The organism is Synechococcus sp. CBW1002 (assembly GCF_015840915.1).
Classification (GTDB): domain Bacteria; phylum Cyanobacteriota; class Cyanobacteriia; order PCC-6307; family Cyanobiaceae; genus CBW1002.
Genome location: NZ_CP060398.1, coordinates 3,704,927 through 3,720,422 on the forward strand (window position 1 = coordinate 3,704,927; position 15,496 = coordinate 3,720,422).

General features: G+C 65.2%; 16 protein-coding genes and 2 tRNA genes. 8 read left to right on the forward strand and 10 right to left on the reverse strand.

From position 1 onward, the window contains the following. Window positions 1-36 precede the first annotated feature (36 nt). On the reverse strand, window positions 37-3,132 hold the full coding sequence (gene polA, locus H8F24_RS18205) for a DNA polymerase I (protein ID WP_197156367.1): 3,096 nt from the start codon (window positions 3,130-3,132) through the stop codon (window positions 37-39). A 111-nt stretch (window positions 3,133-3,243) separates the two neighbouring features. Here polA and H8F24_RS18210 point away from each other — a divergent pair, with 111 nt between their 5' ends. Together H8F24_RS18210 and H8F24_RS18215 are read left to right on the forward strand one after the other, a co-directional pair. Beyond that, complete coding sequence (locus H8F24_RS18210) at window positions 3,244-3,486, forward strand: hypothetical protein (protein ID WP_197156369.1); 243 nt, start codon at window positions 3,244-3,246, stop codon at window positions 3,484-3,486. 21 nt (window positions 3,487-3,507) lie between these two features. Next, window positions 3,508-4,788, forward strand: a complete 1,281-nt coding sequence (locus H8F24_RS18215; protein ID WP_197170457.1) for a cation:proton antiporter — start codon at window positions 3,508-3,510, stop codon at window positions 4,786-4,788. Window positions 4,789-4,879: 91 nt separating this feature from the next. Here the strand turns inward: H8F24_RS18215 and gltX are convergent, their stop codons facing one another. The 5 genes from gltX to H8F24_RS18240 form a co-directional block, all read right to left on the reverse strand. Further along, a complete protein-coding gene (gltX, locus tag H8F24_RS18220) occupies window positions 4,880-6,397 on the reverse strand; it encodes a glutamate--tRNA ligase (RefSeq protein WP_197170458.1) in 1,518 nt (505 codons plus the stop codon). A gap of 27 nt (window positions 6,398-6,424) precedes the next feature. Continuing rightward, window positions 6,425-6,498, reverse strand: a tRNA-Asp gene (locus H8F24_RS18225). A 732-nt stretch (window positions 6,499-7,230) separates the two neighbouring features. Further along, a tRNA-Trp gene (locus tag H8F24_RS18230) sits at window positions 7,231-7,303 on the reverse strand. Window positions 7,304-7,337: 34 nt separating this feature from the next. Continuing rightward, window positions 7,338-7,754 (reverse strand): 50S ribosomal protein L19, encoded by a 417-nt coding sequence (gene rplS / locus H8F24_RS18235; protein WP_197159339.1) that lies wholly within the window; start codon window positions 7,752-7,754, stop codon window positions 7,338-7,340. A gap of 270 nt (window positions 7,755-8,024) precedes the next feature. After that, complete coding sequence (locus H8F24_RS18240; RefSeq protein ID WP_197156376.1) at window positions 8,025-8,378, reverse strand: peptidase; 354 nt, start codon at window positions 8,376-8,378, stop codon at window positions 8,025-8,027. Window positions 8,379-8,443: 65 nt separating this feature from the next. On the opposite strand from H8F24_RS18240, the gene map reads away from it, so the two are divergent. Further along, window positions 8,444-9,298, forward strand: coding sequence for a type I methionyl aminopeptidase (gene map / locus H8F24_RS18245; protein WP_197156378.1), 855 nt, complete (start codon window positions 8,444-8,446; stop codon window positions 9,296-9,298). A 16-nt stretch (window positions 9,299-9,314) separates the two neighbouring features. On the opposite strand, the gene H8F24_RS18250 is transcribed toward map, so the two are convergent. After that, complete coding sequence (locus H8F24_RS18250; RefSeq protein ID WP_197156380.1) at window positions 9,315-10,088, reverse strand: NAD-dependent epimerase/dehydratase family protein; 774 nt, start codon at window positions 10,086-10,088, stop codon at window positions 9,315-9,317. Window positions 10,089-10,155: 67 nt separating this feature from the next. Here H8F24_RS18250 and ebsA point away from each other — a divergent pair, with 67 nt between their 5' ends. The 3 genes from ebsA to H8F24_RS18265 all read left to right on the forward strand — a co-directional run bounded on the left by ebsA (window position 10,156) and on the right by H8F24_RS18265 (window position 12,241). Beyond that, window positions 10,156-10,536, forward strand: a complete 381-nt coding sequence (gene ebsA / locus H8F24_RS18255) for a type IV pilus biogenesis protein EbsA (protein WP_197170459.1) — start codon at window positions 10,156-10,158, stop codon at window positions 10,534-10,536. Between the two features lie 50 nt (window positions 10,537-10,586). Next, a complete protein-coding gene (locus tag H8F24_RS18260) occupies window positions 10,587-11,663 on the forward strand; it encodes a phosphotransacetylase family protein (RefSeq protein ID WP_197170460.1) in 1,077 nt (358 codons plus the stop codon). Between the two features lie 65 nt (window positions 11,664-11,728). Then, window positions 11,729-12,241: a DNA recombination-mediator protein A gene (locus tag H8F24_RS18265; RefSeq protein ID WP_197156386.1), complete on the forward strand. Its 513-nt coding sequence runs from the start codon at window positions 11,729-11,731 to the stop codon at window positions 12,239-12,241. A 13-nt stretch (window positions 12,242-12,254) separates the two neighbouring features. On the opposite strand, the gene H8F24_RS18270 is transcribed toward H8F24_RS18265, so the two are convergent. Further along, window positions 12,255-12,674 carry an NfeD family protein gene (locus tag H8F24_RS18270; RefSeq protein ID WP_231597958.1) on the reverse strand — a complete coding sequence of 140 codons (420 nt, stop codon included), beginning with the start codon at window positions 12,672-12,674 and terminating at the stop codon, window positions 12,255-12,257. Window positions 12,675-12,732: 58 nt separating this feature from the next. Here H8F24_RS18270 and H8F24_RS18275 point away from each other — a divergent pair, with 58 nt between their 5' ends. Further along, window positions 12,733-13,647, forward strand: coding sequence for an SPFH domain-containing protein (locus H8F24_RS18275; protein ID WP_197156390.1), 915 nt, complete (start codon window positions 12,733-12,735; stop codon window positions 13,645-13,647). A gap of 27 nt (window positions 13,648-13,674) precedes the next feature. Here the strand turns inward: H8F24_RS18275 and H8F24_RS18280 are convergent, their stop codons facing one another. Both H8F24_RS18280 and H8F24_RS18285 read right to left on the reverse strand, forming a co-directional pair. Continuing rightward, window positions 13,675-14,148, reverse strand: coding sequence for an MAPEG family protein (locus H8F24_RS18280; protein ID WP_197156392.1), 474 nt, complete (start codon window positions 14,146-14,148; stop codon window positions 13,675-13,677). Window positions 14,149-14,230: 82 nt separating this feature from the next. Continuing rightward, on the reverse strand, window positions 14,231-15,295 hold the full coding sequence (locus tag H8F24_RS18285; protein WP_197156394.1) for a helix-turn-helix transcriptional regulator: 1,065 nt from the start codon (window positions 15,293-15,295) through the stop codon (window positions 14,231-14,233). A 38-nt stretch (window positions 15,296-15,333) separates the two neighbouring features. Here H8F24_RS18285 and H8F24_RS18290 point away from each other — a divergent pair, with 38 nt between their 5' ends. Continuing rightward, on the forward strand, window positions 15,334-15,477 hold the full coding sequence (locus H8F24_RS18290) for a hypothetical protein (RefSeq protein ID WP_197170461.1): 144 nt from the start codon (window positions 15,334-15,336) through the stop codon (window positions 15,475-15,477). Window positions 15,478-15,496: the final 19 nt, after the last annotated feature.

Here is a 15,496-nt window from a genome sequence, read left to right on the forward strand (position 1 = left end):
CAACCCAGACATGCGAGCGAAGCACGGGCATTGGCCCTACTTCGCCTCCATCCAGTTGGGTCCCACACCGGTCTCCACCCTCAGCGGAACCGAGAGCCTCACGGCCCCTTCCATTGTGCGACGGGTCAGTGCCAGCACCTCCTCCACCGCCTCCGGGGCACTTTCGAGCACCAGTTCATCGTGAACCTGCAGCAGAAGCCGAGCCGCCAGGGAGCGGCTCTGCAGCTCTCTCTGCAACTGAATCATCGCCAGCTTGATGATGTCTGCCGAAGAGCCCTGAATCGGTGCGTTGGCAGCCGCCCGCAACTGCTGGGCTTCCAGACCGCCACGATGGGCCACCGCGAGGTCGATCGAAAGCGGATCCTTGCCGAGCAAGCGCCCCAGCCCATGGGGATCAAAGGCGAAGGGCCGTCGGCGGCCCAGGATCGTTTCCACATAGCCACGGGAGAGAGCCAGCCGTTCCTGCAACTCCAGGAAGGCGAACACCTTCGGGTAGCGCTGCTTGTACTTGCTCAGGAACTCCTTGGCGACGGCCTGGCTGACGCCGGTCTCGCGCGCGAAGCGCTGGGCACCCATGCCGTAGATCACCCCGAAGTTGATCGTCTTGCCGAGGCGGCGCTCTTCAGGAGTGACCTCCTCCTTCTCGAGCAGCAACCTGGCGGTGAGGGCATGCACATCGTCGCCACTGCGGTAGGCCTGCAGCAGCACCTCCTCGCCCGAGAGGTGGGTGAGGATGCGCAGCTCGATCTGGGAGTAATCGGCGCTGATCAGCTGCCAGCCCTCCTGGGGCAGAAACGCCTTGCGAATCCGGCGACTGAACTCGGTGCGGATCGGGATGTTCTGCAGGTTGGGATTGCTGCTCGAGAGCCGCCCGGTGGCGGTCACGGCCTGGTTGAAATCCGTATGTACCCGACCGGTTTCAGGCTCAACCAGGGCCGGGAGCGCATCCACGTAGGTGCTCTTGAGCTTGCTGAGGGTGCGGTGCTCCAGCACAAGCGGTACGACCGGATGGGCATCTTCCAGCTTTTCCAGAACGGCTGCGTCGGTGCTCCAGCCGGTTTTGGTCCTCCGCGATTTCTTGCGGTCAAGACCCAGGGTGTCGAACAGCAGCTCACCCAGCTGTTTGGGTGACGCGAGGTTGAACTCAACGCCTGCGGCTTGCTTCGCTCGCTGCTCCAGGCTGGCCAGAGCGTCGGCGAGCTCCTGACTCAGGCTGCTCAGATAGGTGCTGTCAATGCGGATGCCTGTGGCTTCCATCAGCGCCAGCACAGGTTCGAGCGGGAGCTCCACCTGTTCCAACAGCGTGGGCAGAGCCTCCCCGAGCTCGCTCAGCTGCTGCTTCAGCAGCCCGGTGAGCCTCCAGGTCAAGTGCACATCCATGCCGCAGTAGGAGGCAGCTGCCTCGATCGGCACCGCGGCGAAAGTGGCACCTTTCGGCACCAGCGCCGAAAATCCGATTGGGTTGAAGCCGAAGTTGCGCTGGGCCAGGGCCTCGAGACCGTGTTTGGCATTGGCATCGCGGAGATAATCCGCCAGGAGCGTGTCCATCACCACCCCGGCCAGAGGCAGGCCGTGCCGCAGCAACACCAGCCGGTCGTATTTGGCGTTCTGCAGGGTCTTGGGATGCTGGGCACTGGCAAGCCAGGGAGCCAGCGCCCTGAGCACCTGATCCAGTGGCAGCTGGGTCATGGGGAGCGGTGAAGCCTCCTGCAGCGCCGCAGGATCCGGAGGCTCGTGGCCGATCGGGATGTAAGCGACATCCTCCAGGCCATTCCCCCAGCAGAACCCGATCCCCACCAGTTCAGCCTGGAAGGGATTGAGGCTGGTGGTTTCGGTATCAAGGGCGATGGGGGCCGAAGAATCCGTGGCAGCCATCAGCCGGACGATCAGCCTCTCCAGCTGCTCGTTGCTGTGAATCAGCTCGGGCTTGAGAGCTGGCGGGGCGGATGTTTCCTCCCCAGCACCCGAAGTCACCCCAGCCCCAGTGGTCGCGGCCGGGGATGAACTGACCTCGGCCGCGGGGGTGACCGCTGCAACGGCAGCCATTGCCCCGGAGGCCGTTGTCGCGGCCGTGGCTTCCACCGCCACCGAAGCAGGGTTCGGTGCATCGGCCGAGAAAACGAGGCTGAAGCTGGGGGCCTGGCGCATCAGGCTGAACAGCTCCAACTCCTCAAGGGCACCGGCCAAAGCCTCCCCATTCACCTGACCCAGCCGCAGGCGCGGCTCCCTGGGCAAGGGAATGTCCACAAGGATCTCCGCCAACATGCGGGAGCGATAGGCGTTCTCCTTGTCGGCGCTGAGCTTGCCCTTCAAAGCCCCCTTGATCGCGCCCTTGCTGGCTTTGGCGCCCTCAAGCGCTTCAAGGGCTGCATAGACGCCATCGAGATCACCGTTCTCGCGGAGCAGGGTGATCGCCGTCTTGGGACCCACGCCCTTCACGCCGGGAATGTTGTCGGAGCTGTCGCCGGTGAGAGCCTTGAGATCCACTACCTCCTCCGGCGGCACACCGAGCTTGGCGATCACACCCTCGCGGCGGATCTCCACAGGACCCGAATTCTTCACGTAAGGACCGCCGCCCATGTACAGCACGGCGATATCCCGCTGGTCATCCACCAGTTGGAACAGATCGCGATCGCCCGAAAGGATGCGCACACGCCAGCCGGCATCCGCCCCGCGATTGGCCAGGGTGCCGAGCACGTCATCGGCCTCGAACCCCGGGGCCATGCAGATGGGGAGGTCGAGCGGGCCCGCGAGGATGTCCTGCAGGTTGGCCAGGTCTTCGAAAAAGTGCTCCGGGGCTTCATCCCGGTGGGCCTTGTAGGCCTCATCCGCCTCATGACGAAAGGTGGGGCCGGCCGTGTCAAAGGCAATCACCACCCCTTGGGGCGACAGACCACGGGCGTTGTCAAGAAGAGCCTTGAGAAAGCCGTAGGTCACGCTGGTGGGCACGCCGGCCTTGGTCGCCAGGCCGCCGTCACCTCCCTTGGCGAAGGCATAGAAACTGCGGAAAGCGAGGGAATGGCCATCCACCAACAGCAGAAGTGGCCTCTTGCTACCGGGAGGGGAGACAACCTCGTCGGTCGCGCACGGCTGCGATGCAGCGGGATGGCCCTTCTCGATCAACGATGCCATGCCGCCATGCCGGTCGGACCCTGCAGATCACTCCAGCCTGCCAGAGGAGGGCAAGCCCTTCCCGGTCCTTTGCGGCATCCTGGGTCCGAACCGCAGCTGCGACTCGCCGCCATGGCCCGCACCGCCCGCCGCTATGACATTCATCTGTTACTTGTCGGCGGCCAACGCGAAGTCATCCACTTCGCCACGCTGGAGGCCTTTCAGCAATGGTACGGCGAAGTTCTCACCGCATCCGCACCGGAAGCCTTTGTGAATGTGCCGATCAGGGATCTGGAGGGTGAATACCTGGTGGTGCGCCCGAGTGCTGTGATCGGCATCCGGGTCGAGCCCCAGTTCGGATCGGTGGATGACTGAGCTCCACCGGAGGCTTCCCGCATGACTCCGGAGAAGCTGACTTTGCTGTGGGGCATCACGGTGTTCTCCGGAGCCGTGGCCCAGACCCTCGCCCTGCTCACCGGTCTGCCGGGGGTTGTGTTGCTGCTCTCTGCAGGCCTGCTGATCGGCCGCTCGGGGCTGGGATTGGTCGAACCGCTCGATCTGGGAATCGGCCTCGAGACCGTGGTGGGCCTGCTGGTGAGCCTGGTGCTCTTCGACGGCGGCATCAACCTGCGTCTGCCCGGTGATGCCCTCAAGTGGCTCGTGGTGCGCATCGTGCTGGTGCGTCTGGTGCTGGCCCTGGTGGGCGGCCTGCTGGCGGCCCATTGGCTGGCTGGTCTGAGCTGGCAACTGGCCAGTGTGTTCAGCGCCATCGTTCTGGCCACCGGGCCCACGGTGGTTACGCCGCTGGTGCGGCAGATCGGCCTGATGCCTCCCCTGGGGGAGGTGCTGGAGGGTGAAGGGCTGGTGCTCGAACCGATCGGTGCGGTGCTGGCGCTGCTGCTGCTTGAGCTGGTGCTGGGCGATCTGCAGGGCTGGCGATCCGTGGCCACCGGTCTGCTGCTGCGCCTCGGCGTGGGACTGGTGGTGGGCCTGATCTGCGGAGCCCTGCTGGCTGAAGCCCTGAGGCGCCTGCCCTCCAGCTCCCGGGCCGGCCTGCGGCTGCAGCTCACCCTGGGGGTGCTGTTCCTGATGTATTCCTCCTGCGAACACTGGTTGCCTGAATCGGGCCTGCCGGCTGCTGTAGCGGCTGGAGTGGTGGTGGGGCGCCGCCCCGATACCAATGCGGAGGAACTCGACGGGCTGATTCGTCAGCTGGCCCAGTTGGCGATCACGATGCTGTTTCCGCTGCTGGCGGCCGATGTCAGCTGGGCGGAGCTGAGCCCGCTCGGCTGGGGCGGGGTGGCCTGCGTGCTGGCCCTGATGGTGGTGGTGCGTCCGGTGGCGATTGGCCTGGCCACCTGGGGCATGGGGTACACCCTGCCCCAGCGCACCCTGCTCAGCTGGCTGGCACCACGAGGGATCGTCACCGCAGCCGTGGCCAGCCTGTTCGCCATTCGTCTCGAGGAGGCGGGTGTGGTTGGGGCAGGCCGGCTGCAGGGGTTGGTCTTCCTCACGATCCTGATGACCGTCGGGCTGCAGGGACTCAGTGCCCGGCTGCTGGCCCAACGGCTGCAGCTGATCAGTCCCGTCGATCCCGAGGCCGACTGCCCTGAGGCCGGCGACCCCCGGAGCGGCAACGCAGACGCCGGCAAAGCCACCGCAGAAGCCTCAGCCTGAGGCCAGGCGATGCAACCCCTGCTCAGGGGGTGAAGAAGGTTCCATCAGGTGGCCAGCTAGCTGATCGGGGCTCAGCGGATGGCCGTGGGCCTCACAGGCAGCGCTCGATGCGCTGAAGATCCTCGCCGTCATGGTGCAGCAGCAACCAGGTGCTGAGCAGGTCTGGGCCCTGGAGGCTGCCCAAGAGGGCAGCCCGCAGACTTTTCATCAGGACTCCCTTCTTGACATCGGCCGCCTTGCAGGCAGCGCCCAGCAGCTGCTGGGCCTGCTCCGCCTCCATCGGGGCCTCGACACCATGGCCGCGCAGCGACTCCAGCAGGGCAGCCAAGGCTGCCTGGGCTGGGGCGGAGCCGATCTGGTCGCGCGCAGCTGGATCCAGCTCCGGCCGCTCGAAGAAGGGTTTGGCTTGGTCCACACCATCGGCGAGCAAGGTGAGGGAGGGGCCGATCAACTCGCAAAGCGCCTGTTGCCAGGATTGACTCTGTGACGCTGCAATCTGTGCTGGCTTGATTGGATCTGACTCGATCGGGTCTGACGACTGGATCGGATCAGCCTCGATCTGGGCAGATGGAATCCAGCCTTGCTCGGCCCAGAGCGGCAGGAGCTGCTCTCTCAGTTCGCTGGGAGGCAGGGCATGCAGGATCTGGCCGTTCAGCCAGTTCAGCTTGTCCCAGTCAAAGCGGGCGCCAGCTTTGTTGACGCGCTCGAAATCGAACACGGCGGCAGCTTCGCTGAGGGTGAACCGTTCCCCCATGCCTTCCGGCGGCGACCAGCCCAGCAGGGTCATGTAATTGGCGAGGGCGACAGCGTCATACCCCATGCCGCGGAAGTCGCTGATCGAGGTGACACCATCGCGCTTGGAGAGCTTGCGGCCCTCCTTGTTGAGGATCAGCGGCGTGTGGGCGAAGACCGGCTGGGGCAACCCCAGGGCGTCGTAAAGCAGCAGCTGCTTGGCCGTGTTGGCGATGTGGTCTTCGCCGCGGATCACGTGGGTGATCGCCATGGCGGCATCGTCTACCACCACCACCAGGTTGTAGAGCGGGTCCCCGATCCGATCGGCCGGGGCCCTGCGGGCGACCACCATGTCTCCGCCGAGGTCACTGCCGGCCCAGCGCATCGGACCGCGCACCAGATCCGTCCAGCTGATCGTGGCATCGTCATCGATGCGGAAGCGGATCACCGCCTCCCGGCCTTCGGCAATGAAGGCCGCCTCCTGTTCGGGGCTGAGATCGCGGTGGCGATTGTCGTAGCGGGGGGCCTTGCTGGCCGCCGCCTGCTGCTCCCGCATCGCCGTCAGCTCGGCCTCGGTGGCGTAGCAGCGATAGGCATGGCCGCTGGCCAGCAACTGCTCGATCGCCATCCGATGCTCCGCCAGACGGGTGCTCTGAATCACCGGCTCCCCGTCCCAGTCCAGACCCAGCCAGGCCAGGCCCTCCAGGATGTTGTCGGTGTACTCCTGCCGGCTGCGCTCCTTGTCAGTGTCCTCGATGCGCAGCAGAAACTGGCCACCTTGGCGCCGGGCGAAGAGCCAGTTGAACACGGCTGTCCGCGCAGTGCCGATGTGCAGCGTGCCGGTAGGACTGGGAGCCAGACGAACCCGTACCGTCACCTTCGGCGATCTCCGGATGAATCAAAACGGGACTGACGGGGCTCGAACCCGCAACTTCCGCCGTGACAGGGCGGTGCTCTAACCGATTGAACTACAGTCCCAGCCGGGCCAGAAGCACGACCAGTGGCAACCTACAACAGCAACAATCTTCGAAGAGATCCGCTGGATCAAAGTCCTTTGGATTGAAACCCGAAGATCAAACCTGAACGCGGTGGCCGTGGCGGCGGACGTTACCGCCCTCCGACCCAATGAGTATCGGCGTTCACCCGTCCATTCGTCAACCGATTGCAGCGCCGCAGGCCGGCAGCCAAACCGGCCGCGGATCAGGCCTGGCGGCACCCGTGCGGAGACCTGGAAAGGGAAAGATCGGGCGTGGTCCACGGCCATCCAACCAGCACCACAAAACCGCCAAAAGACCGAGTCCGTGAGGAATCGGCCATGGCGGCATGGCTGAGGAAGGATGACAACCTCAGCAGCAGAAATCCTGAAGACGAGAAGCAGATGAAGTTTGAAAGTGATGATCAGAAAGAATCAAGGCGAATGCCGTGAAGACTCACAACTTTCAACCAAGCTACCTCTCTACACCACCATCAAGGCTTGGCTCGGTCAGGGCCTGAAACCGGCCGGCTCAATCAGGCGCACCTGATTACCACGGGCTGTGAATTCACGACCTTGATCACTCTGGACAACCACACGGCCACCCGACTTGACACGGATCACACGAGCACGAACCCAGCCGAGGGCAGCTGACTCAAGCACCTTCACCACATCGCCGGGCTGTAGATCCAACTCCATGTTCTGGATGACGAAACGGCATGGGGGGGGACATCGAACGCGCCGTGGAGGACTTGAACCCCCGACATCAGGTTTTGGAGACCTGCGTTCTACCAACTGAACTAACGGCGCAAGGCGATGTCCCCGTTGAAACGAGGGCTGAACCTCAGCGATCGAAGCGCTGCTTCACACGGGTGGCCTTGCCCACCCGGTCTCGCAGATAGAACAGCTTCGCACGACGAACCTTACCGCGGCGCTCCACCTTGATGGAGGCGACCTGGGGGCTGTGGAGCATAAAGACCCGCTCCACACCGACGCCCTGGAAGATCCGGCGCACGGTGATCGTGGAGTTGAGGCCACCGTGGCGCTTCGCGATCACAACCCCCTCGTAGGGCTGGACACGCTCCTTGTTGCCCTCGCGGATGCGGACGCCCACCTTGACAGTGTCGCCCACATAGATGTCGGGGAGATCGCTCTTGAGCTGCTCAGCCTCAAAGGCGCGGATCAGATCCTGGGGGCTGAGCCGGCCGGTGGAGGCGCCAGCCGCGGCAGCGGGGGTGGCCACGGCGCTGGTTTCCGCCACGTCGGCTGTCGCTTCAGCCTGGTTCTCTGCGGTCTCTGTCACTGCGGTCTCAGTCACGGGCTGGTCGGTGTTCGGGGGTGGTCCGGAGGTTGGGGGATGGCGGAAGGTCCGTGGGGCACTCTCGCAGCCTGAAACCGCGAGTCCTCTGAATGGCAGTCCGGAGCCTGCGATTCAAAGGGTGCCGTAGCGGGAGCCATCCAGCTCCGCGACACCTGGCCAAACAAGGAGATTACCTTCTCACGTGTCGGCCTCGGGCCTCCCCCCCTGGCATCAGCCCTGAGCAACGCCCTGACGCAGCTTCTGCCATTGGCGCCGCAGGCGCTGGAAGGCCATGGCCGAACCACTGAGCAGCATCGAGACCAGCCCCAGGCCATTCAGCACCACGTAAACGGTTTCACCATGGGGACCGAACCACTGGCGCAGCCATTCGCCCTCGTGCAGCACCATCAGCAGGTGAGCCCGATCCCGATCCCAGCCGGCCCAGTCGCGCAGGACGCGGTAGGCCACCCCACTGGCCACCGTGAGCAGCAGTGGCGCCAGCACGACCGGGGCCAGGCTGCCGTGCCACTGGCGCAGACGCACCACCAGGGAGGGGCGTGGGGCCGCCGGGTTCCTTCCCGCCATCGTTACTCCACGGCAGTGACATCCCCGCCATTGATAACTTGCAACCACGCCTCGTGCATGGCCCGATGAATCTGTTCGCCGATCTGCTGGCCAGCACCACGGCCGCCACCACCAATGGGGTCACCCAGACCGGGCCTCGGATTCAGAAGAGTCGCCGCGGGGTTGAGATCAAATCGGCGCGCGAGGTGGAGACCATGCGCAAGGCCAGCCGCATCGTGGCCACGGTGCTGCGCGAGATCATCGAGCTGGTGGAGCCGGGTATGACCACCACCGATCTCGACCGCCATGCCGAGACCCGCATCCGTGCCATGGGGGCGGTGCCCAGCTTCAAGGGCTACCACGGCTTTCCAGCCAGCATCTGCGCCAGCATCAACAACGAGGTGGTGCATGGCATCCCCAGCCCCAAGCGGGTGATCAAGCCCGGCGACCTGGTCAAGGTGGACACCGGTGCCTACTTCGACGGCTACCACGGCGACAGCTGCGTCACCATCTGCGTCGGTGAGGGAGTCAGCGAAGCAGCCGAGCGCCTGTCCCGCGTTGCGCAGGAATCGTTGATGCAGGGGCTGGCGCGCATCAAGGCCGGCAACACCCTGCTGGACATCGCCGGTGCCGTGCAGGATCACGTCGAAGCGCATGGCTATGCGGTGGTGGAGGACTACACCGGCCATGGCGTCGGGCGCAACCTGCACGAGGAGCCCTCGGTGTTCAACTACCGCACCCGCGATCTGCCCAACATGAAGCTGCGGGCGGGCATGACCCTGGCGGTGGAGCCGATCCTCAATGCCGGCAGCAAGGATTGCCGCACCCTGCGCGACCGCTGGACGGTGGTGACCGTCGACGGGAGCCTCTCAGCCCAGTGGGAGCACACCATCGTGGTGACCAGCGACGGCTGTGAGATCCTCACCGACCGCGACTTCTGAAGCAGGCCGTTCAGGGCTACGCTGGGGCCCCTGAGCGACCACTGAACAACCTGAAGTACAGCCAGCGGCTCAAGGTCGTCAACGGCATCAGGACATAGGTCAGAGGATTGGGCGTCACAATGATCAGCCCCAGATCCCAGTCCGCCTGGCGCAGGATCTCCCGGGCGACAAAGCCGCTGCTCATCAGCCCGATCGGATTGAGGGCCGAGCGGAACGGCCCGAGAACCAGGCGGCGGAGCCGCAGACCTGAGCCTGGCTTGCCGGCCAGATCCAGGGCCCGCAGGCTGAGCACCTGCCCGAGAAGGCGCTTGCTGATCTCGTAGAGAGGGCTGAGGGCCGGCTGGATCTCCGCTTCCGAGGTGTTGAGCCACACCTCGGGGCGGTGTCGCCCCTGCCGTTCAACCGCGCTGCGCCGCTCGGCAACCTGGGCAAACAGCTCCAGCAGACGCCAGCTGCTCAGGGCATTGACCTCCAGAGAGGTGGCGACTGCGGCACTGTCACGGGCACCGTAGAGATTCACACCATGATTGAGCACGAGCACATCCACGCTCTCCAGCACTGGACTCAGTTCCTCCTCCTGCCCCACCTGCCAGGTGACCTGACGTAAGGGAATCGCCTCGCCGGCCTCGTCCTGGAGCTTCAGCATCGTGGTGCCGTGGGTCAGGGCCACCAGTTCGGCGCCGCGGCAGTGCCAGGCCTTCAGCAGGGCCTTCCCGAGGGCGCCGCTGGCGCCTGTGATGGCCACCGTGGGGCGGCTGCGGAGCGGAAGGTCGGCAGACGGGCCACTCATGGTCTGGCGCGGGGCAGGGATTTCGCGCCAGCATGGATCGCAGCACGATCGGATCCCTTCAAGGCTGATGCCCACCCCCCTGCTGGACGCAGCACTTCTGCCGTTGTTCGCCCCCTACTGCGGCGGACTCGGGCGTCAGTCACTGATCGAGGAGGCACTGCGACAGCTGGCTCTGGGGCAATTTCAAGGCAAGCGGCCTCTGCGCGGCGGCGGCACCCATCCCTTCGTGCTCCGCTGGCAGGCGGAGCCGGCCCCTCTGGAACCGGCCCGCTGCACACTCACATTCACTGAGCAATTCAGTCCCGATGGGCAGCCGATCACCTACTCCTTCAACATCCCCACCCATCAGCTGCTGTCGTTGCTGATGGAACGGGAGGGTGAGGTGCTGCCGGCCAATTTCTGGCGCTGGCTGCTGATCGGGCAGGGCACTCCGTCAGGAACCGCCTGAAGCACGATGACTAAATTGACCACCAATCCTCTGGTCAGCGAGGCCATTTCATGCCCACCCCCCTGCTGATCGGCTCCTGTGAACCCTTCAGCGGCAAATCGGCCGTGGTTCTGGGGCTGGCCAGGCAGCTGCTGCACCTGGGGGCGGTCATCCGCTTCGGCAAGCCCCTGGCCACCACCCCCGAACCGGGAGCCACGGGGATCGATGCCGACGTCCGCTTCATTGCCCAAACCCTGCACCTCGACGACGACCATCTGCTGCCATCGCTGGCTGTCCTCGATCCGGACAATGCCCGCGACCGGCTGATGCGCGGCGATCTCTCCAGTGATCCGGCCCTGGAGCAGCTGCACCAGACCCTGATCGGATTCGGAGACGGCCTGGCCCTTCTGGAAGCCGCCGGCAGCCTGAGCGAAGGGATGCTGTATGGCCTGAGCCTGCCCCAGCTTGCGGAAGGGCTTGATGCTTCCGTGGTGCTTGTGCATCTCTGGGCCGACAGCAGCAGCGTCGATCCGCTGCTGCAGGCCAGGGAGCTTCTCGGCGAGCGCTTGGCCGGCGTTGTGCTGAACGCCGTGTCCCTGGAGGCGGTGGCGCGGGTCCGCGAAGACGTGCAACCGGCCCTGGAGCGTCTGGGCATGCCGGTCTACGGGGTGATGCCGCGCAGTCCGCTGCTGCGCAGCGTCACCGTGGAGGAGCTGGGCCGGCGCCTGGAAGCCGACGTGCTCTGCTGCCGCGATCGCCTCGACCTGCTGGTGGAAACACTCTCGATCGGAGCGATGAACGTGAATTCCGCCATGGAATTCTTTCGGCGTCGCCGCAATATGGCCGTGGTGACAGGGGCAGACCGCACCGACATCCAGCTGGCGGCGCTGGAGGCCAGCACCCAGTGCCTCATCTTGACCGGGGCCGGAGATCCCCTGCCGCAGCTGATCAACCGTGCCGAGGAACTGGAGGTGCCTCTGCTCAAGGTAGAGCATGACACCCTCACCACCGTGGAAGTGATCGAGCGAGCATTCGGACATGTGCGGTTGCATGAGTCCGTCAAGGCCACCTATGCCGTGCGCCTCGTGGAAGAGCACTGCGATTTCAGCCAGCTGTTCGAGCGACTGCAATTGCCAGCGGCGTTGTAGCCGGATCCCGGAACCCTCCGGAACGCTGCTAGTTTCACCCCAACCACTGCGGCGATTAGCACCTGGTGACCCGGTCCCTTGATCTGCCGGCCATGGACCGGATCGACACGCTGGCCCAGGAGCTGGCCATGCTCCAGGACCGCAGCAAGCGGCGTATCGCCATCCTCGGCAGCCGCCATGTGCCTGTGGTCTCGGTGCACCTGGTGGAGGTGGTAGCCCGCTCCCTGGCCCAGGAGGGTCACAACCTGATCACCTCTGGAGCCCAGGGTGTCAACGCCGCCGTGATCCGCAGCGTGCTGGAGGTGGATGCTTCCCGCCTCACGGTGCTGCTGCCCCAGAGTCTCGATCGCCAGCCCGTCGAATCACGCGAGCAACTGGATCGGGTGCTGCACTTGGTCGAGAAGCCCGAGCACGATGAGCTGCCCCTGCCGATGGCGAGCAGTCTCTGCAACCAGGACATCATCACCCGCTGCGATCAGCTGATCTGCTACGCCTTCCACGACAGCGAAACCCTGCTGGCCAGCTGCCGGGTCGCCGAGGACATGGGCAAGGTGGTGAGCCTGTTGTTCTTCGACTGAGGAGCCTTCCGGTTCAGCGCGGCAGGATCTGCAGCCGATTGCCCTCGCGGCCCATCACGGTCACCTGTTGGCCCGCCTCAAGGAGCCGCTCCGGCTCGAGGCTCTCAGCTGCCCAGCTCTGACCGTTCCAGCGCACCCGCCCCTGGCCCTGCCGGTCAAAGCCAGTGATCACCTCGGCAGTCTCCTGCCCCGCCTGTTGTGGCAGGGCCCGCCTACGCCGCTGGTGCGACCACCGCCACAGCAGGGTGTATCCAGCTCCGGCCAGAATCGCAGCCAGCAGGCCCTGCAAGGCAGGAGCCAGGGGCACCAGGGCGGTGATGATCGAGAGGAGCAGGGCCACCACGGCCCCCACCAGCCAACCGTCGAATTCGGCGCCGACCAGCTCCAGCAGCAGCAGGCCGCCGGCAATGGCAAGCCAGATCAGAGAGGCCAAGGGCGGGTTGTCGCTGCTCTCATCCTGCCTAGGTTGGAGCCACTGCGGCAGCGACCCGATGGAAGCCTTGCTCTCCCTTCCCGCCATGGCCCTGCTGGCGGTCCTCGGCATCAGCAGCGTCAAGATCACCAGCGGCGGCCGCTCGATGCTGGTGGAACGCCTGGGCAAGTACGACCGCCAGCTCACGCCGGGCCTCTCCTTCGTGATGCCGATGGTGGAGAAGGTGGTGAGCCACGAATCGCTCAAGGAGCGGGTGCTGGACATCCCGCCGCAGCAGTGCATCACCCGCGACAACGTCTCGATCGAGGTGGATGCGGTGGTGTATTGGCAACTGCTGGAGCATGCCCGCGCCTACTACGGCGTCGACAACCTCCAGGCGGCCATGGTCAACCTGGTGCTGACCCAGATCCGCGCTGAGATGGGCAAGCTCGACCTCGACCAGACCTTCACCACCCGCCAGGAGGTGAACGAGGCGCTGCTCAAGGAACTCGATACCGCCACCGATCCCTGGGGCGTCAAGGTGACCCGGGTCGAGATGCGCGACATCGTGCCCTCCCAGGGGGTGCAGCAGGCGATGGAGAAACAGATGACCGCCGAGCGGGAAAAGCGGGCGGCGATCCTGCGCTCCGAGGGGGAGCGAGAAGCCCAGCTCAACGGCGCCAAGGGCCGCGCCGATGCCCTCGTGCTCGACGCCGAAGCGAAGAAGACGGCGCTGGTGATGGAGGCCGAAGCCCAGGCGAATCAGCAGAAAGTGTTGGCTGCGGCCCGGGCCGCAGCAGCCATGGAACTGGCCCGGGTGATCGAGACCCATCCCGCCGCAGCCGAAAGCCTGCGGCTGCTGCTGGCCAAGGATTGGATGGCCATGGGGCAGGAAATGGCCCGGGCCGAAGGCGGCTCGGTGTTGATGGTGGATCCCCAGAGCCCCGCCTCCCTGCTCGCCGCCCTCAAGGGCCTGCAAGATCACAAGAGCTGATCACCCATGGGGCGGACTCCCGCCCGATCAGCCGGCCAGCACCCCCTGGAGGCCGGCCAGATACAGCAGCGCGGTGCAGAGCAGGCCGCTGATCCAGCAGAGGCTGCGCAGGGGCGGCAGATCGGCGAGGTAGGCGCCGATGTAGAGCAAGCGCGCAGCCGGATGCAGCCAGGCCGCCAGGGCGATCCAGGGGACGGCCGCCTGTATCGACGGGGCGTGGATCAGGCAGAGCAGGCAGGCCGGCGCATGCAGGCCGAAGGCCTCAAAGCTGTTCTGATGGGCCCACTGGGCCCGCTTCCCCCAGGCCGGCAACCGCTCGAACATCGCCCGCGGCGCCGAGAGATCCGCCAGGCTGAAATCGGCCTGGCTGCGGCCGGCAGCGAGGGGAATCAGGCTGGCGATCACCACGGCACCCGCCAGCACCAGCGACCAGGCGAAGGCGGCGCCCGGCGCAGCAGCCGAAAGCGGAGGGAGTAGCAGGGCAAGCGCGAAGGGCGGCATCAGCTGAGGGCCTGAGAAACGAAAGCCGTTCTAAGCCTCGACTCCTTCCACCTTCCCAAGGCAGGGCAGACGCCCAGGAGCTTCAGCGCGACTCCGGCGGGCGGGTGGCCCGGGCCTCCCGCATCAACTGCGAGGGCTTGACATGGAACCGCTGCTGAAAATCGACGCTGAACAGGCTGAGCGAGCGATAGCCGCACTGGGTGGCGATCTGAGCCACCGAATCACCAGGCGCAGGATTCTGCAGACAACGGCGCGCCTGATCCAACCGCTGGTTGCGGATCCACTGGGTTGCCGTACATCCCAACCGCTCCTTGAAGGCATATTGCAGAGCGCGCCTGGAGTAATGGCTATACGACTCCAGCATCGTGAGATTGAGCGGCTGGGCAAGGTTGAACTTGATATAGTCGAGCAACTCATCAAACGTATCGCGGCCCTGCCGATCCTTCTGGTTGAGCCGATCCAGAGGGCTGTCCAGAAGCAAGTCCGGCAGCATCATCGCCGCCATCAGCCGGTAGATCCGTTCATCCACCTGCAGGCGTTCAATCAACACCGGACTGGCATCAACCAGCTGATTGACCAGGCTGATCTCCTGGCGAACCAGGGCCTGAAGCGGTGGCCCGTCGCTGTCGGCGGAGAGCTTCCTGCACTGACTCTGCTGCATCAAGTCCTTCCAGGCCGCTGGACAATGCTGGAGCCCTCCCATGACCATGGCCGTCCTCAGGAGTCGTTCCGGCCGCAGGTGACACAGCAGGGCGCTGACCGCTGTGGTGTCGCAGCAATAGGCGGCGCCATTGAGAATCAGGCAGTCATCCGCCTGACAGGACCACTCGTGGGACTCCTGGCGGACCCGTTGCTCCCCTCCATAGCCCAGCACAACGGTGAGTCCATCGTGCTCCTGCGTTTGCAGATGACAGGGGGGAAGGATGCCAGCCACCAGCGCAACGCCACCGAACGACGACTCGAATCCGTAGTGCCACCACGGCACGGAAGCGGAGGCGGCTTCGAGCTGCTGCAGTGGCACCACCGTGCTGATCAACTCGGCACTGCGGGCGATGTCCTCAATCCGCAGCAACCTGGCCTGAAAGGGATTGGTAAGACCGGCGGCCTGGGGGTGCGGCTCGAATGGGTGCGGGATCGAGGTGGCCACGCTAAGGGCTGACCAGCGCAATTCCGCAGGCTGATCGGATGGCAGATCGGCTGATCGCGAGTTGGTTCATCGATGCCACCGCCGTTTTCGACAGTCAGAAAACGCTAATGGATCGAAGCCAAAGGACCGACCGTCCGCTGAACAGCAACTTGCACATCACCAACGATTTTGCATGGTTCTGATAAAAACTGGTGGCAGTGC